The 18,472-nt window shown below is 72.2% G+C and carries 13 protein-coding genes and 1 pseudogene; 10 read left to right on the top strand and 4 right to left on the bottom strand.

What is annotated here, in order from left to right; genetic code table 11:
- Positions 1–7: 7 nt before the first annotated feature.
- Entirely contained in the window at positions 8–778 is a 771-nt protein-coding gene (locus Voc01_RS43275; RefSeq protein ID WP_203933562.1) for an IclR family transcriptional regulator, read from the bottom strand.
- 140 nt (positions 779–918) lie between these two features.
- Between Voc01_RS43275 and Voc01_RS43270 the strand changes: the two genes are divergently transcribed.
- From Voc01_RS43270 to Voc01_RS43245, 6 genes are all read left to right on the top strand, one after another.
- Positions 919–2,388, top strand: a complete 1,470-nt coding sequence (locus Voc01_RS43270) for an aldehyde dehydrogenase family protein (protein WP_203933561.1) — start codon at positions 919–921, stop codon at positions 2,386–2,388.
- A 64-nt stretch (positions 2,389–2,452) separates the two neighbouring features.
- Positions 2,453–4,189: a thiamine pyrophosphate-binding protein gene (locus tag Voc01_RS43265; RefSeq protein ID WP_203933560.1), complete on the top strand. Its 1,737-nt coding sequence runs from the start codon at positions 2,453–2,455 to the stop codon at positions 4,187–4,189.
- Between the two features lie 33 nt (positions 4,190–4,222).
- Complete coding sequence (locus tag Voc01_RS43260) at positions 4,223–5,359, top strand: ABC transporter substrate-binding protein (protein WP_203933559.1); 1,137 nt, start codon at positions 4,223–4,225, stop codon at positions 5,357–5,359.
- Positions 5,359–6,228, top strand: coding sequence for a branched-chain amino acid ABC transporter permease (locus Voc01_RS43255; RefSeq protein ID WP_203933558.1), 870 nt, complete (start codon positions 5,359–5,361; stop codon positions 6,226–6,228). Before Voc01_RS43260 ends, Voc01_RS43255 begins: the two co-directional genes overlap by 1 nt.
- Positions 6,225–8,024 carry a branched-chain amino acid ABC transporter ATP-binding protein/permease gene (locus Voc01_RS43250; RefSeq protein WP_203933557.1) on the top strand — a complete coding sequence of 600 codons (1,800 nt, stop codon included), beginning with the start codon at positions 6,225–6,227 and terminating at the stop codon, positions 8,022–8,024. Before Voc01_RS43255 ends, Voc01_RS43250 begins: the two co-directional genes overlap by 4 nt.
- The gene (locus Voc01_RS43245; RefSeq protein ID WP_203933556.1) at positions 8,021–8,752 is read left to right on the top strand and encodes an ABC transporter ATP-binding protein; all 732 of its coding nucleotides are present in this window, start codon (positions 8,021–8,023) and stop codon (positions 8,750–8,752) included. The genes Voc01_RS43250 and Voc01_RS43245 overlap by 4 nt, the downstream gene beginning before the upstream one ends.
- A gap of 5 nt (positions 8,753–8,757) precedes the next feature.
- On the opposite strand, the gene Voc01_RS43240 is transcribed toward Voc01_RS43245, so the two are convergent.
- Positions 8,758–10,863: an outer membrane protein assembly factor BamB family protein gene (locus Voc01_RS43240; protein WP_203933555.1), complete on the bottom strand. Its 2,106-nt coding sequence runs from the start codon at positions 10,861–10,863 to the stop codon at positions 8,758–8,760.
- A 138-nt stretch (positions 10,864–11,001) separates the two neighbouring features.
- On the opposite strand from Voc01_RS43240, the gene Voc01_RS43235 reads away from it, so the two are divergent.
- Together Voc01_RS43235 and Voc01_RS54485 are read left to right on the top strand one after the other, a co-directional pair.
- Complete coding sequence (locus Voc01_RS43235; protein ID WP_203933554.1) at positions 11,002–13,605, top strand: TIM barrel protein; 2,604 nt, start codon at positions 11,002–11,004, stop codon at positions 13,603–13,605.
- A gap of 10 nt (positions 13,606–13,615) precedes the next feature.
- Positions 13,616–14,494 (top strand): ThuA domain-containing protein, encoded by an 879-nt coding sequence (locus Voc01_RS54485; RefSeq protein ID WP_373873942.1) that lies wholly within the window; start codon positions 13,616–13,618, stop codon positions 14,492–14,494.
- Here Voc01_RS54485 and Voc01_RS43225 read toward each other — a convergent pair.
- Entirely contained in the window at positions 14,449–14,970 is a 522-nt protein-coding gene (locus Voc01_RS43225; protein ID WP_239160911.1) for a GNAT family N-acetyltransferase, read from the bottom strand. The genes Voc01_RS54485 and Voc01_RS43225 overlap by 46 nt on opposite strands.
- A 33-nt stretch (positions 14,971–15,003) precedes the next feature.
- Between Voc01_RS43225 and Voc01_RS43220 the strand changes: the two genes are divergently transcribed.
- The gene (locus tag Voc01_RS43220) at positions 15,004–16,170 is read left to right on the top strand and encodes a TetR/AcrR family transcriptional regulator (RefSeq protein WP_203933553.1); all 1,167 of its coding nucleotides are present in this window, start codon (positions 15,004–15,006) and stop codon (positions 16,168–16,170) included.
- Here Voc01_RS43220 and Voc01_RS43215 read toward each other — a convergent pair.
- On the bottom strand, positions 16,167–18,194 hold the full coding sequence (locus tag Voc01_RS43215; protein ID WP_203933552.1) for an Hsp70 family protein: 2,028 nt from the start codon (positions 18,192–18,194) through the stop codon (positions 16,167–16,169). The genes Voc01_RS43220 and Voc01_RS43215 overlap by 4 nt on opposite strands.
- Between Voc01_RS43215 and Voc01_RS53685 the strand changes: the two are divergent.
- Positions 18,118–18,450: pseudogene (locus Voc01_RS53685) on the top strand (GrpB family protein); the annotation flags it as partial. The gene Voc01_RS43215 and the pseudogene Voc01_RS53685 sit on opposite strands and share 77 nt — an antisense overlap.
- Positions 18,451–18,472 lie beyond the last annotated feature (22 nt).

Here is an 18,472-nt window from a genome sequence, read left to right as displayed (position 1 = left end):
TCAACAGTTACAGAGCCATTCCGAGCGGATGGTCGAAGCCGCGCTCGGACAGTTCGCGGGTGATGCGCCGGAGCTCGGCGGCGAACTCCTCGACCCGGGCGTCGGTGAAGCGCAGCGTCGGCCCGCTGAGGCTGAGCGCGGCGACCACCGAACCCGACCGGCCGACGATCGGCGCGGCCACGGCCGACAGGCCCTCCTCGCGCTCGCCGTGGCTGACCGCGTACCCGCGCACGGCGGCCTCGTCGATCCATTCGCGCAGGCGCCGCACGTGGCCGGCGCCGTAGGGCGAGCTGCGGGCGATCCGTTCCAGCAGGGACGGGGACGCGTCGCGCAGGAGCACCTTCGCCGTGGCGCCGGCCCACAGGGGAAGCTCGTCGCCGACGTGCACCACGTGCCGCAACGGTTGCGGGCTCTCCTGCTGGGCGATGCAGACGCGGTAGATGTCGCGTACCACGTAGACGTTGACGGTCTCGCGCTGGCGGGCGGCGAGGTCGCGCATGCCGCGTTGGGTCTCCGGCGGCAGCTCCCAGCTGCGCTGGGCCAGGTGCGCCCACCGCCACAGGCCGGGGCCGGCCATGTAGCCGCCGGTCGTCGCCCACAGCAGGCCCGCCTGCTCCAATGTGGACACCAGCCGGATCACCGTGGTCTTGGCCAGCCCGGTCGCCTCGACGAACTCGCGGATGGTCACGATCGGACGCTCGGCGGTGAGCAGCGTCAGGAGGTCGAGCGCGCGCTGGACGCTGCGCACACCCTGCTGGTCGGCGGTCTCCACCTTCACGGTTCCCCACTCTCGTCTCGGATGCCGCGACGATTCTCCCCCTTGCCAGAACCAGCCGACGCCCGTACGTTACAGCCAGTCCGTACAGCGGTCTAGTAGTACCACTCAGTGGACCAGACTCCTTGACCAGAGGAGCCCGTGTGCTCTCGAACCTCCTGGAACCGACGACCGTCACCACGGCCCCCGCGCTGATCGCCGGCGCCTGGGTCGACGACGGTCCGACGCTCGACCGCGTCGGCCCGTACGTCCGCACGACGGTGAGCCGCGCGCCCGCCGCGGACGCCGCCGCCGTGGTGCCGGTCGGCGCCTACGCGCGTGCCGCCGCCCGCCGGATGCGCCGGCTCGCACCGGCCACGCGCGCCGACATCCTCGACCGCGCCGCGGCCCTCGCGATCGAGCGGCGCGACGACGTGGCGCGGCTCATCGCGCGCGAGCTCGGCAAGCCGCTCAAGGACGGACGGGGCGAGCTGGACCGCGTCGCCGACACGCTGACCGTCTGCGCCGCCGAGGCGCGCCGCATCGGCGGCGAGGTGCTGCCGGTCGCCGGCTGGGCCCGCGGCGTGGGCAACACCGCCATGACCTACCGGGCGCCCGCGGGCGTGGCGCTGGCGATCACCCCGTTCAACGCGCCGGCGAACCTGTTGGCGCACAAGCTCGGCGCGTCGTTCGCGGCCGGCAACACCACGATCGTCAAGGCTCCGCCGCAGGCGCCCGCCACCTCGGCGGCCGTGGTGGCGATGCTCCTCGAGGCCGGCGCGCCGGTCGAGGCGGTGCAGCTGCTGCACGGCGGCGGCGACGTCGGCGCGGCGCTGTGCGGGCTCCGGGAGGTCAGCGTCGTCAGCTTCACCGGCAGCGCGGAGACGGGCGCGGCCGTGGCCCGGGCCGCCGGTGCCAAACGGCTGGTGCTGGAGCTGGGCGGGAACGCCGCGACCGTCGTGTGCGAGGACGCCGACATCGGCGCCGCGGCCGGCGTGTGCGCCCGCACCGGCTACTCCAACTCGGGCCAGAGCTGCATCTCGGTGCAGCGGATCTACGTCCACCGCTCGCGCTACGACGACTTCGTCGACGCGTTGACCGCCGCGGTCGGCACGCTCGTGGTCGGTGACCCCGCCGACCCGGCCACCGACGTGGGGTCCATGGTGGACGACGCCGCGGCACAACGGGTGGTCTCGTGGGCGGCCGACGCGGTGCGCGACGGTGCCCGCGTCACGATCGGCGGCGACCGCGACGGCGCGACCGTGTTTCCCACCGTGGTCGTCGGGCCGCGGCCCGACGCCGCGGTCGTCGTCCACGAGGTGTTCGGCGCGCTCGTCGCGGTGCTGCCCTACGACGACTTCGACGACGTCGTGGAGGTCTGCAACGCCAGCCGCTACGGGCTGCAGGCCGGGCTGTTCACCCGCGACCTCGGCCGGGTCCTGACCGCGTGGCGCGAACTGGAGGTCGGCGGGCTGGTCGTCAACGGCTCGTCGAACTTCCGGCTCGACCATGTGCCGTTCGGCGGGGTCAAGGACTCCGGGTTCGGGCGGGAGTCGCCGGGCCCGATGGTCGAGGACTTCACCGTCGTGAAAACGCTGCTGCTGCGCGGCATGTCGATCTGGGGCGCGGAGTGAGCGCCGTAGCGAAGCGAAGGCGTTCATTCCGCCGCTCTTGTGCGGGATTTGGAGGAACAGAGGCATGAGCGACGTGACCGGCGCGCGGGCCGTCGCCGAGCAGCTGAAGGCGTACGGGGTGAAGTACGTATTCGGCACCTGCGGCCACACCAACATCGCATTGCTGACCGCGCTGGAGGAGGTGGGCGTCGAGTTCGTCATCGCCCGGCACGAACAGGCCGCCGCGCACGCCGCCGACGGGTACGCGCGCATGTCCGGCGGGGTCGGTGTGCTGCTGGTGCACGTGGGCCCCGGCATGATGAACGCCGTCACCGGCGTCGCGACCGCCGCGCTCGACTCGGTGCCGCTGGTGACGATCGCCGGCGACGTTCCGTCCTACATGTACGGCCGGCATCCGCACCAGGAGGTCAACCTCCACCACGACGCCGACCAGACCGCGATCTTCCGACCGTTCGTCAAGCGGGCGTGGCACGCGCACCGGGTCGAGGACGTGCCGCGGTACCTCGAACGCGCCTTCTGGACGGCGACGGCCGGCCGGCCCGGTGCGGTGCTGCTCGACGTACCGATGGACCTGTTCTCCCGGCCCCTGCCCGGCTGGGAGGCCGGCCGGTACCCGTTGCCCGTCACGGCGACCGCGCCCGCGCTGCCCGCCGACGACGCCGACCGCATCGCGGCGATGCTCGCCGGCGCCGACCGTCCGCTCGTCTACCTCGGCGGCGGCCTCGCCCGCGGCGCCGGCCGCGACGCGCTGGTGCGCCTCGCCGAGCACCTCGACCTCCCGATCGCGCATTCGTTGATGGCCAAGGGATCCGTACCCGACGACCACCCGCTGGTACTGGGGATGCCGGGCTTCTGGGGCACGGAGACCACCAACCGCTACACCCTCGACGCCGACGTCGTGCTCGCGATCGGCACCCGGTTCGCCGAGACCGACGCCAGCTCCTGGGACCCCGCCCACACGTGGCGGTTCCCGCCGACACGGCTCATCCAGATCGACCTCGACCCCGACGAGATCGGCCGCAACTACCCGGTCGAGATCGGAGTGGTGGCCGACGCGGCCCTTGCCGTGCGGGCGATCGCCGACGCCGCCACCAGGCTGCCCGGTGCAGCCCGGCCGGAGGTCCGCGCGACGATCGCCGCCGCGCGGACGGACCTGTTCGCCGGCAGCGCCGAACGCGGCCGCAGCGACCGGTTCCCGCTGCGACCGGAGCGCATCCTCGCCGACGTCCGGGCCGCGCTGCCCGCCGACGCGGTGCTCGTGACCGACGTCGGCTGGAACAAGAACGGCGTCGCCCAGTGCTACCCGCTGCCCGCCGAGGGGCGGTTCATCACGCCCGGCGGCGCTTCCACGATGGGCTTCGGACCGGCCGCCGCGCTCGGGGTGCAGCTGGCCGACCCCGACCGCGTCGTCGTCGCGCTCATCGGCGACGGCGGGATGAGCGCGCAGCTTCCCGCGCTGCCGATGGCCGTCGAGCGCGGGCTGCCGGTCATCTTCCTCGTGATGAACAACCGTGCCCACGGCACGATCGCCGACCTGCAGGCCGCCAACTTCGGCCACAGCTACGGGTGCGAGTTCCGCGACCCCGACGGCAACCCGTACAGCCCCGACTTCGCCGCCCTCGGCCGCGCCTGCGGCGCCGACGGCTACGACATCGCACGGCCCGAGGACCTCGTCGCCGCGCTCCGTTCAGCAGTCGTTCGCCGCCGACCCGCGGTGCTCGACGTGCCGATGGTCAACGAACCGGTACCCACCCCCGGTCACTGGAACATCAAGGACATCTACCAGGGCGCCTTCGACTGACCGCCTTCCACCACCGTCCACACAGGAGTGACTATGTTCAGGCCCCTCCTCGCACTGGTCCTCGCCACCCCGATCCTCCTCACCGCCTGCGCCGCACCCGGAAGCGACAACGAAGACAAGGGATCGGGCGAGGGCCCGATCAAGATCGCCGTCGTCAACGCGCAGAGCGGGCAGCTCAGCTCGCTCGGCGCCTGGGAGCTCAAGGGCGTCCGCCTGGCCGCCGACGAGTGGAACAAGGCCGGCGGTATCAACGGCCGCAAGATAGAGCTCGGCGTGTTCGACGACCAGGGCGACCCGACCGTCGGCACCAACCTGGCCCGCAAGATAGCCAGCGAAGGCTACATCGCCATGCTGGGCACCGCGGAGAGCGCCGTGACCATCGCGATGGCGCCGATCCTGCGCGACTCGAAGATCCCGAACATCACGTCGGGGCAGTCGCCGGGCCTCGTGGCCGTCAAGAGCCCGTTCCTGTTCCTGAACGGCCCGACCAGCACCACCTACGACGAGACCCTCGCGAAGTACATCGTCGACACCAAGGGCATCCGGAGCATCGCGATGATCACCAACAACGGCGGCTACGGCAAGGGCGAGCACGACGCGTTCCTCAAGGCCCTGCAGAGCCGCGGCGTGACCCCGGTCGACGACCAGGTCGTCACCGGCGACCAGAAGGACTTCAGCGCGGCGCTCACGACGATCCGCCAGAAGAACCCGCAGCTGATCTTCATCGGCGCGGAGGAGGTGCAGTCGGGCCTCATCGTCAAGCAGGCGCGCGACCTCGGCATCACCGCGCCGTTCGCCGGTGCCGCGCCGCAGGGCACGCCGGTGTTCGTCGACACCGCCGGCGCCGCCAACGTCGAGAACACGATCGTCAGCTCGCCGTACCTGAGCAACGACATCAGCGACGCGTCGAAGAAGTTCGCCGCGGCCTACAAGGCGGCCTTCAACGAGGAGGCCGAACTGCACGGGGCCAAGGCCTACGACGGGGCGCAGATCATGTTCACCGCGCTGAAGAACAGCGGCATCGCGACCGGACAGGAGCTCGCCGACGCGATCCGCGCCACGAAGCACGACGGCCTGCTCGGCGACTTCGCCTACGACGACACGGGTGTGGGCATCTTCGTCACCACGATCGGCCTCATCAAGGGCGGCAAGCTGGCGGCGGCCGGCTGATGCAGGTCTTCCTTCAGACCTTCATCGGCGGGGTGAGCCTCGGCGCGATCTACGCACTGGTCGCGCTGGGGTTCTCCCTCGTCTTCCGGACCATGGGTCTGGTCAACTTCTCCCACGGCAACGTGGTGATGATCGGTGCCTACATCGCCTCGACGTTCTACCTCACGGCCAAGCTGCCGTTCGTGTTGGCGATGGTGATCGCGCTGGCGGTCACCGGGCTCATCGGCGTGTTCATCGAACGGGTGCTGCGACCGTTGGAGAACAAGGACTTCGACCTGATGCTGATCGGCACGATCGGCTTCGGCATCGTGCTGGAGGCGCTGGCCATCATCATCTGGGGCGCCACCGGACGGGCCGTGCCCAACCCGGTGGCCGTCGCGCCCATCACCATCGCGGGGCTGCGCATCCGCACGTACGACCTGGTGGTGCTGGCGATCGCGGCGGTCGCCACCGCGCTGCTCGTGTACTTCCTCCAGGTCACCAAGCGGGGCGCGGCGATGCAGGCGGTCGCGATGGACCACGAGGCCGCCACCGCGGTCGGCATCCACGTGGGCCGCAGCAACGCGATCGCGTTCATGCTCGGCGCCGCGCTCGCCGCGCTGGCCGGCGGACTGGTCGGTCCGCTGCTGTACGTCAGCCCGGCGATGGGCGGAACGTTGGGCATCAAGGGCTTCGCGGCGGCCATCCTCGGCGGCTTCGGCAGCATCCCCGGCGCGATCGTCGGCGGCATCGCGATCGGCGTGCTCGACTCGTTCGCCGCCGGGCACTTCCAGGGCTACGACCAGCTGGTCACGTTCCTGGTGTTCACCGTGCTCATCATGGTGCGCCCCATGGGGATCTTCGGCGAGAAGACGGTGAACCGGGCGTGAAACTGCGAATCTGCGCCGTCGCCGCCCTCGGTATCCTCGCCTGGCTCCTGCCCTACCAGCTCGACTCCTACATGATCCACGTCGCCAACGTGACGATCCTGTTCGCGATCCTGGCCATCGGGCTGGGGCTCGTGATGGGGATCGCCGGCCAGATCAACCTCGCGCAGATCGCGTTCTTCGGCGTCGCCGCGTACGCCACCGCGATCCTCACCACCCGCGCGGGCTTCGGGTTCTGGACCGCGGCGGCCCTGGCGATGCTCATCGCCGCCGCGATCGGGCTGCTGATCGGCACCCCGGCGCTGCGCATGCAGTCGCACTATCTCGGTATCGTCACGCTCGGGCTGGCCCTCGCGCTCATCAACTGGGTGACCAACGCGCACGTCGCTGGCGGCGCCGAGGGCATCACCGGCGTACCGGCGCCGGAACTGCTCGGCCTCGACCTGCGCAACGACTACTTCTTCTACTACGTCGAGCTCGTCGTTTTCGCCCTCGCGCTGGCGTTCGGCCTCTTCGTGGTGCACACCCCGCTGGGACGCCGGATGCGCGCGATGCGCGACGACTCGCTGGCCGCGGGCGCGGTCGGCGTGCAGGTGCCGCAGCTGCGCATGATGGCCTTCCTTCTGTCCAGTGTGTACGGTGGCGTCGCCGGTGTGCTCTACGCCGGTCTCATCCGGTACGTGGCACCGGAGACGTTCAGCATCGCCAACATGTTCCTGCTGCTGGCGATGGTCATCATCGGTGGCCGGCAGAGCCTCGTCGGGTGCGTCGTCGGCGCGGTCGCCCTGTCGCTGCTGCGCGAGGTGCTCGTCGACTACCCGACCTACGCGCAGGTGGTCTACGGCTCGGTCGTGGTGCTCACGGTCGTGTTCGCGCCGACCGGCCTGGCGAGCCTGCCGCGCCGGATCGCCGGACGGTTCCGCACCCGGAAGGGCACGATCCCGAAGCTCGGCCCGTTCGTCCCGTTCCCGGAAGCCGACGGACCGGCCGGGGGAACGATCCTGCGCGTCGACGACGTCAGCATGCACTTCCGCGGGCTGAAGGCGCTGCAGGACGTGTCGCTGACCGTCGACGCCGGCGAGATCCGCGGCATCGTCGGCCCGAACGGCTCCGGCAAGACGACGCTGTTCAACGTCGTCAGCGGCCTGTACCGGCCGACGAAGGGCCGGGTGCTGCTGGCCGGCCGCGACGTGACGAACGCCCGCCCGCACGTACTCGCCCGGCTCGGGGTCGCGCGCACGTTCCAGAACCTGCGGCTGTTCCGGATGCTGTCGGTGCGCGACAACATCCTCGTCGCGCTCGACCGGACGTCGGTCGCCAGCAACTGGCGGTACGCGCTGTGGCAGGTCGGGGTGTGGCGGCACGACCGGGCGCTGCACGCGCAGGCGGCCGAGCTGCTCGAGCGGTTCGGGCTGACCGCGTTCGCCGGCTCGGCTCCGGGTGAGCTGCCGTACGGCACCCAGCGCCGGGTCGAGATCGCGCGGGCGATGGCCCGCGGGCCACGCCTGCTGCTGCTCGACGAGCCGGCCGCCGGGCTCAACGGCGAGGAGGTCCGCCAGCTCGGGGAGATCGTCCGGTCGATCCGGTCGAGCGGGGTCACGGTCGTCGTCATCGAGCACAACATGGGGCTGGTGATGTCGTTGTGCGAGCGGGTCACGGTGCTCGCCAGCGGCGGGGTCATCGCCGACGGCACGCCCGCGGAGGTGGCCCGGGCGCCGCAGGTGGTGGAGGCGTACCTCGGCGACTCCGCCATGTCCGAGGACGTCGCCGGGGCGGTCGACGAGGAGGTGGCGCGATGACGGCGCTCACGACGTCCACGATGGACTTCACCGTCGAGGGGCTGAGTGTCCACTATGGAGGTGTCCGGGCCGTCGACGGGATCGGGTTCACCGTGCCCGCCGGGGAGTCGGTGGGCGTCATCGGCGCCAACGGCGCCGGCAAGTCCTCGACGCTCAAGGCCGTGATGGGCCTGGTTCCGCGGCGGGTGACCGCGATGCGGTTCGGCGACACGGATCTCAGCCGCGTACGGGCACGCGACATGGTGCGCCACGGCATCGGCTATGTCCCCGAGGGCCGGCACGTGTTCCCCGGACTGTCCGTCGAGAAGAACCTGCTGCTCGGCGCGTACGCGCGGAAGTGGGACGCGCAGACCCGGGCCGGCCTCACCGAGGTGTACGAGCTGTTCCCCGTACTGGGCGAGATGAAGGACCGGCTCGCCGGCGCGCTGTCCGGCGGGCAGCAGCAGATGCTGGCGATCGGCCGGGCACTAATGTCCCGGCCGAAGCTGCTGCTGCTCGACGAGCCGTCGATGGGCCTGTCACCGATCCTCGTGGAGACGATTCTCGGTGTGCTGCAACGGCTCAACGGCCAGGGCCTGTCGATGCTGCTCGTGGAGCAGAACGCCAAGCTGACGTTCGAGGCCACGACCACCTGCCTGGTGATGGAGAACGGCGAGGTGGCGATGTCGGGCCGGTCCGCGGACCTGACGCACGATCCGCGGGTCCGGCGCATCTACCTGGGACTGTGAAACCGTCAGTACACCTCGACCTTGCCGGTCGAGCGTGGGCTTGCCGGGTCGTTGAAGAAGTACTCGCCCCGGCGGTCGAACGTGTACCGGAACGACTCGCCGGGGTTCAGGCGCACGTCGAAAAGTCCCTCGAAGAACTGGGTGACGCCCCGTGCGCCGGCGTTGCCGGCCGGGTTGGTGAACGTCACGGCGGTGCCGACGGGCACCCGCAGGTGGGTCGGCGCCATCGCGTTGACGGCGAACGACTCGGTCACGCCGACCTGGCCGGCGCTGAACGTGCGTCCGATGGTGACCGTGTCCGCGACCACCGCGCCCTCGACGGCGGCGCCCTGCACCGGACGGCGCACGACCGGTGGGGGCGGCGCCGTGACGGGCCCGAGGGCGCCGCCGATCCGGAACGCCCAGAGGTAGTCGCCGCGCGGAGCCGTCGCGCCGTACGGGATGTTGGTGCCGCCGGCGTAGACCGCCAGGTACTCCTCGTTCCCGACGCGGTACATGACGGGGCTGGAGCTGATCGCGGCGCCGGTCTGGAACCGCCACAGCTCGCGCCCGGTGCGCGCGTCGAGCGCGAGCAGGTTGCCGTCGGGCTGGCCGATGAACAGCAGATCCGAGGCGGTGGTGAGGATCCCGTTGCCGTGGGCCAGCGAGTACGGCATGCGCTTCCTCCACGCCACCCGGTTCGTGCCGACGTCGACCGCGACCACGCCGCCGGTCTGGTACTCCCCCGGCGGCCGCAACCCGTTGCTCGACTCGGTGAGCGAGTGGGCGGCGGCCACGTACCCGTAGCCGGTGTACACCAGGCCGGTGCGGTGGCTGAACGACAGGTGCGACCAGTCGGCGCCGCCGCCGTGGCCCGGGATCGACAGGATCGGCACGTCCCAGTGCGGCGTGTACAGCGAGCCGACGACGTAGTTCGGCACGGCCCTGTTCGGGTCGCCGGGGACCTCGGTGCCGAGCGGCTGCTCGACGGGCCGCTGCTCGGTCCAGCCGCCCTGGACGGGGAACGGCTGGGTGGGCCACGTCTTCTGCCGTGGCTCCTGCGGCACCGGCCGTTCCACGACGCCCAGCGGCGCCGAGCCGTCGACGCGGTCGAGGATGAAGAACATGCCGGACTTGCTGCCGTAGACGACGACCTTGCGGTGCCGGCCCCGGATGCGGACGTCGGCGAGCACCGGCGCCATCACGTTGTCCATGTCCCAGATGTCGTGGTGGATGGACTGGAAGTGCCAGCGGTACGCCCCGGTCTTCAGGTCGAGGGCCACCAACGAGTTGGCGAACAGGTTCTGGCCGCCGCGCCGCGAGCCGTCCTGCGAGGAGTTGAAGCCGCGGGCGTTGCCGAACGTCCAGTAGGTCAGGCCGAGCTCGGGGTCGACCGCCGGGTGGATCCACGGCGTGGCGCCACCCTCGGTCCAGGAGTCGCCCTCCCACGTGTCGTGGCCGAACTCGCCCGGTCCCGGCGTGCCCCAGAAGTGCCAGCGGACCTCGCCGGTGCCGGCGTCGAGCGCCACGGCCGCGCCGCGCGGACCGTCGTTGGTGCCGCAGAACAGCATGCCGTCGCAGTACACGACGGCCACCTTCTCGATGTTGCCGAACCCCTCGACCCGGCGCTCCCAGACCACCCGGCCGGTGGCCTGGTCGAGGGCGATCACGTAGTTCTCGTTGGACTTCGTGAACACCTTGCCGGCGCCGACCGCGACCCCGCGGCGCACCAGCGTTCCCCGGGTCTGGTCGTAGCGCCACTTCGTCTGTCCGGTCGCACCGTCGACGGCGATCACGTTGCCGAACGCGGACTCGATGTAGATGACGCCGTCGACGACGACGGCGGTGCTCTCGTTGTTCCCCTCGGTGATCCCGCCCTCGATGCGGTTCAGCCACGCGCCGCGCAGCCTGCGCACGTTGCCGCGGTCGACGCGGCGCAGCGACGTGTAGTTCTGGTTGCCCAGGTTGCCGCCGACCTTCGGGAAGTCGCGGTCGCCGGGGGTGTCGAAGCGGGCCAGGCCGGCGGCGCCCGGTCCCGTCGTCGCGTGCGCGGCACCGGGCGGTCCGACGGCCGTGACGGCGGCCGCGGCAGCGACACCCTTCAGGACGTGTCGCCGGTCAATCTGCGCCATCGCGTCTCCCGTCGGACCACTAGATGGATTAATTGGTTCACTAGACGGACACCGTAGGCCAGTTTTTTCTTGCGTGCTAGGGAGTGCCGTCGATATATTCGGCGCTGTCGGTCCATTAGATGGACCAAGGAGGTTCCCGTGCCGAGCCACCGCCTGACCATCGCGACCGGTTGCCTCTCCGGAACCCTCGACGACAAGCTGTCCGCGGCCGCCGCCGCGCGCTTCACCGGGATCGAGCTGTTCGACCGCGACCTCGTCGCGTCCTCGTGGTCGCCCCGGCGGATCCGGCAGGAGTGCGACCGACGCGGCCTGTCCATCGACGTCTACCAACCGCTGCGTGACGTCGAGGCGGTGCCGCCCGACGCGTTCGCGGCCGCCCTCCGCCGGGCCGAGCGCACCCTCGACGTCCTCGACCAGCTCGGCACCACGACCCTGCTGGTGACCGCGACGGAGTCCGCCGACGCGGTCGACGACGACGACCTCGCCGCCGAGCACCTGCACGCGCTCGCCGACCGCGCCCACCGCCGCGGCATCCGGATCGCCTACGAGGCTTCCGGCCGGTTCGTCAGCTCCTACCGGCGCGCCTGGCGGATCGTGCGCGCCGCCGACCACCCCGCGCTCGGGCTGTGCCTCGACAGCGTCCGCGCGCTGTCCACCGACGATGTCGCCGGCATCCGGGTCATCCCGGGCGCGAAGATCTTCCACGTCCGGCTGGCCGACGCGCCGCGACCGGACGCGGACCTCCGGCTGCTCCCCGGGCTGGGCTCGCTCGACCTGCCGCGGTTCACCGGGGCGGTGCTGGGCACCGGCTACGACGGTCCGCTGTCGCTGGAGGTCGTCAACGACGTGTACCGGCAGGCGGACCCGCGGCACGCCGCCATCGACGGCATGCGGTCGCTGCTGGACCTGCTGTCCGCCGGCGCGCCACCGCCGCCCGGTCTCACCGGGCACGTGTTCACCGAGGTCGCCGTCGACGACCTCTCCGGGCCCGCCGTCGCACGCGCGCTGACCGGGCTCGGCTTCGCACACACCGGCCAGCACCGGTCCAAGCCCGTGCAGCTGTGGGAGCAGGGCAGCGCCCGGATCCTGCTGAACTTCGCCGCGCAGCGGACGATGGCGCCCGGCACGGCGACCATCTGCGCGCTGGCGGTGGGCAGCACCGATCCGGACGAGTCGGTGCGCCGGGCGGAGCGGCTGCTCGCACCGGTGCTGCCGCGGCTGCGCCGGCCGGAGGAGGCCGAGCTGATGTCGGTCGCCGCGCCGGACGGCATCGCGGTCTTCCTCGTGGGCAACGAGCCCTGGCGGCGCGACTTCGACCGCACCGGAACCGTCGACGCCGGCGGCGGCCGGATCACCGGCACCGACCACATCGTGCTCACCGACCCGCTCGACGACTTCGACGAGACGACGCTGTTCTACCGCACCGTCCTCGGTCTGCGCGCGGCCGCCACCACCGAGATCCCGGCGCCCTTCGGGCTCATCCGCGGCCGGGCGGCGACCGACCCGACCGGCCGCGTGCGCATCATTCTCAACACCGCGCCGCTGCGCCGCGGCGACTGGGCGCCGGTGATCCCGTACCCGCAGCACATCGCGTTCCGGTCCGACGACGCCATCGCGAGCGCGGAGGCGATGCACGCGCTCGGTGCGCCGGTGCTGCGGATCCCGTCCAACTACTACGACGACCTCGACGCCCGGTACGACCTCGCGCCCGACCTGCTCGCGGCGCTGCGCAAGCACTCCATCCTCTACGACCGCGACGCATCCGGCGGATACCTGCACTTCTACACCGAGATGCTCGGGTCGCGCGTCTTCTTCGCGGTGGTGCAGCGCCTCGGCGGGTACACCGGCTACGGCGACCCGGCCGGTGTGCCGGTGCGGATGGTGGCCCACCGCGAAAGCCGGCTGCACTCCCTGCGCCCGCCCGACTCCACGCCGCACCGCGACTACTCGCTGGCCCACCTCACGGCGCTGAGCCTGTCGCCGCCCGAGCTCGTGGAGGCCGCCGCCGACGCCGGCTACCGGTACGTGGGCCTACGCCTGACCCGGGTGACCCGCGAGGAGCCGCACTATCCGCTGGCGACAGACCCGGCCCTGCTCCGCACGACGAAGGTGCGCCTGGCCGCGACCGGCATCGAGGTGCTCGACATCGAGCTGGCCCGGATCAGCCCGCACGACGATCCGCGTGACTTCCAACGCTTCCTCGACACCGGTGCCGAGCTCGGCGCGCGCCACGTCATCACCCAGCTACCCGACCCCGACCGGGCCCGCAAGACCGACCGGTTCGCGCAGCTGTGCGAGCTGGCCCGGCCGCTCGGCCTCACCGTCGACCTCGAGTTCCCCTCGTGGACCGAGACGCCCGACCTCGGCGCCGCGGTGCGCGTGCTGCGCGGCGCCGACCAGCCCAACGCGGGCATCCTCGTCGACCTGCTGCACTTCGCCCGCTCCGGGTCGAGCCTCGCCGACCTCCGCCAGCTACCGGCGGAGTGGTTCCACTTCGTGCACGTCTGCGACGCGCCACCGGGCGTGCCGCCGACGAACGAGGGCCTCATCCACACCGCCCGGTTCGAGCGGCTGTTCCCCGGCGAGGGCGGCATCGACGTCCGCGGCATCCTCGACGCGCTGCCGCCCGGGCTGCCCTACGCGCTGGAGATCCCCCGGGCGACCCTCGTCGCCCAGGTCGGTGGCAAGGAGCACGCCCGCCTGTCCATCACCGCCGCCCGCGACTACCTCTCGCTTCCGTAAGGAGCCTCCGGTGAAACGCAGCCACTTCCTGCACGCGGCGATCGGTGCCGCGCTCCTCCTGCTCGCCACCTCGGTGCCCAGCTCCGCCGACCGGGCCCGCGACGACGGCGCCCGCAACCTCGGCACGCCCGACTACGGCGTCTGCCGGGGCACCGACCCCGACTGCTACCACGACTGGGGCAACTTCCGCCCCGCCACCGACGGCTACCGGGTGCTCGTGTACAGCCGCACCGCCGGTCCCCGACACGCCCACCTCGGCCCGGCGCTGCCGGCGGGCCTCAACCCGCCGCTGACGCCCGCGCACGCCGCGCAGAGCGCGCTCGTGAAACTGGGGCAGGACAACGGCTTCGCCGTCGACTGGACCGAGGACGTCACCCAGCTCAACTCGCCGTCGCGGCTGTTCCGCTACAACGCCGTCATCTTCATGAGCACCACCCGCGACACGCTCGACGACCCGGCGCAGACCGCGCTGCGCCAGTACATCCGCGGCGGTGGCGGGTTCGTCGGCATCCACAACGCCTTCGGCACCGAGTACAACTGGGAGTGGTACGAGGGCCTGCTCGGCGGCGCCAACTACTACGACCACGGGCGCAACCAGCCCGGCACGGTCGTCACGCAGAGCCGCCGCGACGTGTCCACCCCGTGTCGTGGTGCCAGTACTACGACGGCGGGCGGTCCTGGGTCACCACGCTCGGCCACGCGGTCGAGGCCTGGTCCGACGCCCCCATGCCCGGCGACGACCACTTCCTCCGCCACGTGCTGGGCGGCATCGAGTCGGCCATGGGCCGCACGCCCTTCTGCCGCTGAGCCCTCCCCCGCGATCGACGACGATCGCGGGGGTTCCTACGGCTTCAGGTCGATGGCGTACACGTGGACCGGCAACCCGTAGATCGTGTCGACCGACGCCAACTCGAAGCGCATCCCCAGCTTCTGCATCACCCGCGCCGACGCGTCGTTCCCGACCACGTGCACGGCCACGATGCGCTCGAGGCCGACCGTGGCGGCGAACCCCAGCGCCGCCCCGGCGGCCTCGGTGGCGAAACCCTGGCCCCAGGACGAGCGCTTGAACCGCCAGCCGATCTCGACCGCCGGGATGATCTCCGGCACGTCGGTCGGTATCGACATGCCGGCGAAGCCGAGCAGCTCACCGGTCGCGCGGTCGTCCACCGCGAAGCGGCCGAAGCCGTGCTCGCGCCAGAACAACTCGAACCGCTCGATCTCCGCGGCGGTCTCCGACCGGCCGTGGCCCGAGCCGTTGCCGATCCAGCGCAGCACGTCGGGATGGGCGTTGATGCGCGCCATCGCGTCGAGGTCGTCGGCGCGCCACCGGCGCAGGCGCAGGCGCGGCGTCTCCAGCTCGGTCACCGGCCACACGGTACCTGCCACTACGGTTGGCACATGCGGTCACCAGCGGGTCCCCCATCGGCGAAACGGCCGAAGGACCGCAAGGACCGCATCGCGCTCGCCGGTGCCGAGCTGTTCTGCCAGCGCGGCTACCACGGCGTGTCGGTCGACGAGATCGCCGCCGCCGTCGGCATCAGCGGGCCGGCGGTCTACCGGCACTTCCCCACCAAGTACGCGATCCTCGTGCACGTCACCCGCGACCTCGCCGGTGCGTTGCTCGCCGCGACCGAGGCGGCCGGCGATCTCGACGCCCTGCTGTCGGCCGTCGCGGGGGTCGCCGTCGGTCGGCGGCGCGTCGCGGGCCTGTACCAGTGGGAGGGGCGGTATCTGACGCCGGAGCACCGCGAGGAGTTCGAGCGGGACCTCACCAGGCTGGTCCGCCGGCTCGCCACCCCCTTGCGCGCCCAGCGGCCCGAGCTGCGCCCCGCACAGGCCGACCTGCTGGTCAACGCCGCGTTCAGCGCGGTCGGCAGCGTGAGCACCCACCGGCTGTCGGCCACCGGCACCACCACCGAGCGGCTGCTGACCCGCGTCGCCTGGACGCTGCTGCGCGCCGACCCGCCGCGCCTGCCGTCCCGGCGCCGTCCCACGCCGAACGCCTCCGTGCGGCCGGCCTCGCGGCGGGAGCTGCTGCTGGCCGAGGCGATCCCGTTGTTCCGCCGCCACGGCTACCACTCGGTCGCCATGGACGACATCGGACGCGCCGCGGGCGTCCAGGCGTCCAGCGTCTACCGCTACTTCCCGAGCAAGGCCGACCTCCTCGCGGCCGCCTACTACCGCGCCACCGACCGGCTCACGGCCGCGACCACCGCGGCGATCACCGAGGCGAGCGACCCGGCCGACGCGCTGCACCGGGCGGTGCGGGCCTACGTCGGGTTCGCGTTCGGGCAGAGCGACCTCGTCGCGGTGTACCTGGCCGAGAACAACAACCTTCCCGCCGACGACCGGCACCAGCTGCGCGGCGCGCAGCGCCGCCACGTCGAGGAGTGGGTACGGCTCGTGCGCGACGTGCGCCTCGACGTGCCCGTCGCCGACGCGGGCGTCCTGGTGCACGCGGCGCTGAACGTGGTGACCGACCTCGGCCGGCTGGGCCGGTTCGACCGGAGCGCGGGCTACGACGAGCAGACCGCCCGGCTGGCCCTCGCCGCCCTGTACGCCTAGGACTTCGTGTACTTGGCGTGGCTGGCCTTCACGACCGCGGCGAGGTCGGTGGAGAACCGGGCCCGCTCCTGGTCCGTCCAGCCGCCGCCGCTGAACTTCGACGCGGTCAGGTACACCGTCCAGCGCAGGTTGGCCTCGCGCATCTCCAGCGTCAGGGCGGCCGTGGTGGCGTTGTTGATGCCGCTGGTGCGGGTCACGAAGGCCTCGTCGCCGACGCCGTCGAGGACCTGGGTGCTCGCGTCGTTGAGCTTGGCGTTGTCGAGGGCCGTCTTCTGGTAGTCGACGGCGAGCTTCGGGTCACCGTAGACGTTGGCCATCGCGAGCAGCGTCAGGATCGCCGTCGAGCCCTTCTGCCGGCTGATCGTGCACGTGAGGACCGACACCGTGGTGGTGAGCTGCCGGTTCGCGGTGGGCTCGGACACCTGGCCGTCGAACTGGGTCGCCAGCGCGCCGAGGTCGATGCTCTGGCACAGGTTCTCGGGCAGCTTCGTCGCGTCGTACTTCGCCGCGGCGTTGGCTCCGTTGTTGCCGTTGCCGTTGCCGTTGCCGTTGCCGGCCGGCGTGGTGCGGGTGGTGCCTGCGGTGGGGTTGGCCGGGTTCGCCCCGCCCGGGCCGTCGTCGTCGGTCAGCACCACGACCGCGCCGACGACGCCGGCGATCACCAGCACCAGCACGATCCCGACGATCGACAGCACGAGGGGAAGGCCGCTCCGCGACCTCGGTCCCGGTGGGCGGGGTCCGGGCGGTGGTGGTGGTCCCTGTCCGCCGAACGGCGGCGGTGGTCCCTGTCCGCCGAACGGTGGCGGTCCGAACGCACCGGAGACGGGACCGGCGGGACCGGCGACGCCGGACACCGGAGTGGCCGGTCCGCTCCACGCCGCGGGCACCGGACCGGACAGCGGCCCCGAGATGGGCCCCGAGATCGGGCCCGACATGGGGCCGGAGGGTGGACCGGAGACCTGGCCCGGCCCCGCGGGAGGTGCCGAGACGTGCGCCGCCGCGCCCGCGGCCGGTGGCAGGTGCAGGGCACCCTCGGCCACCACGAGTTCGGGCTGCTCGATCACGATCGGCGGCAGGCCGGTCGCCTCGGTCAGCATCGTCGCCACCAGCGGGATCCGGCTGGCGCCGCCGACCAGGACCACCGCCGCCGGTCCCGTACCGGTGTCGCGGATCAGCGACCGGGTGAGCGCGACCGTCGGACGCAGCACCGGCGCGACCAGGCCGTCGAACTGCTCGCGGCCGAGCGGCGCCTCCTTGCCCAGCGTGGGGATCGCGATGACCGTGCCGCTGGTGCGCGACAGCATCTCCTTGGCGTTGCGGACCTCGTCCCACACCTGTCGCCGGCTGACCGCGTCGGACCACAGCGCGCCGTACGTCGCTTCGAGGAACGCCACGATCGCCGCGTCGACGTCGAGGCCGCCGACGTCGTTGAGACCGTCGGAGGCGATGACGTCGAACCCGTGCGGCTGCCGCCGCAGCACGGTGACATCGCACGTGCCGGCGCCCAGGTCGTAGACGACGACGCGGCTGCCGACCGGGACCGAGGCGCTCATCGTGTGCGCGAAGTAGGTGGCGGCGGCGACCGGCTCGGGCACCAGCCGCGGCCTCCCCAGCCCGACCCGCTCGGCCGCCTCGACCAGCAGCGCGCAGCGGCGCGCTCCCCAGGCCGCCGGGTGCGTGATGGTCAGCTCGCCGAACCGGCCGGCGACCCGGTTCGCCTCCTGCGCGACCCGCGCCAGCACCGCGCCGAGCAGGTCGCGCACCGGCACCTCGGCCGACCCGAGCAGCACCACGTCGTCGTCGACGCGGCGCTTCGGGTTGGGCTCCAACCGTTCGGGGTTGCCGCGGCCGAGGTGGGCGGCGTCACGTCCGGTGTGCAGCGACCCGTCGGCGCCGAGGAGCACGGCCGACGACAGCAGCGGCGAGCCGTCGAACAGGAGCGGGCGGATGCGCCCGTCGGGCCACCGCAGCATCGCGATCGTGGTCGACGTGCCGAGATCGACCCCGAGGCGCGGCGTAGTCACGGTCGCCGAGCATAGCCCTCGGGGTCGGGACCGATCACGTCGCAAACCCGACTGGACCTGCGGGGTGGATGCCCTCGAACCCGTGATCGTCGAGTACGACCCGCGGTGGCCGGCCCTGGCGGAGGAGGCGATCGTCGAGGTCCGGGCAGCCCTGCCCACCACGGTCGTGGAGGTGGAGCACATCGGCTCGACCGCCGTTCCCGGGCTCGCGGCGAAGCCGGTGATCGACCTGATGGCGGCGGTCGACGCGCTCGACACCGTCGACGCGGCTCAAGTGG

The organism is Virgisporangium ochraceum (assembly GCF_016863655.1).
Classification (GTDB): Bacteria; Actinomycetota; Actinomycetes; order Mycobacteriales; family Micromonosporaceae; genus Virgisporangium; species Virgisporangium ochraceum.
This window is presented reverse-complemented; position numbering and strand designations above follow the sequence as displayed.

Excerpts from the sequence above, each read along its gene's own strand:
- Voc01_RS43265 (WP_203933560.1), top strand. The coding sequence starts at position 2,453 with ATGAGCGACGTGACCGGCGCGCGGGCCGTCGCCGAGCAGCTGAAGGCG.
- Voc01_RS43260 (WP_203933559.1), top strand. The coding sequence starts at position 4,223 with ATGTTCAGGCCCCTCCTCGCACTGGTCCTCGCCACCCCGATCCTCCTC.
- Voc01_RS43255 (WP_203933558.1), top strand. The coding sequence starts at position 5,359 with ATGCAGGTCTTCCTTCAGACCTTCATCGGCGGGGTGAGCCTCGGCGCG.
- Voc01_RS43245 (WP_203933556.1), top strand. The coding sequence starts at position 8,021 with ATGACGGCGCTCACGACGTCCACGATGGACTTCACCGTCGAGGGGCTG.
- Voc01_RS43240 (WP_203933555.1), bottom strand. The coding sequence starts at position 10,863 with ATGGCGCAGATTGACCGGCGACACGTCCTGAAGGGTGTCGCTGCCGCG.
- Voc01_RS43220 (WP_203933553.1), top strand. The coding sequence starts at position 15,004 with ATGCGGTCACCAGCGGGTCCCCCATCGGCGAAACGGCCGAAGGACCGC.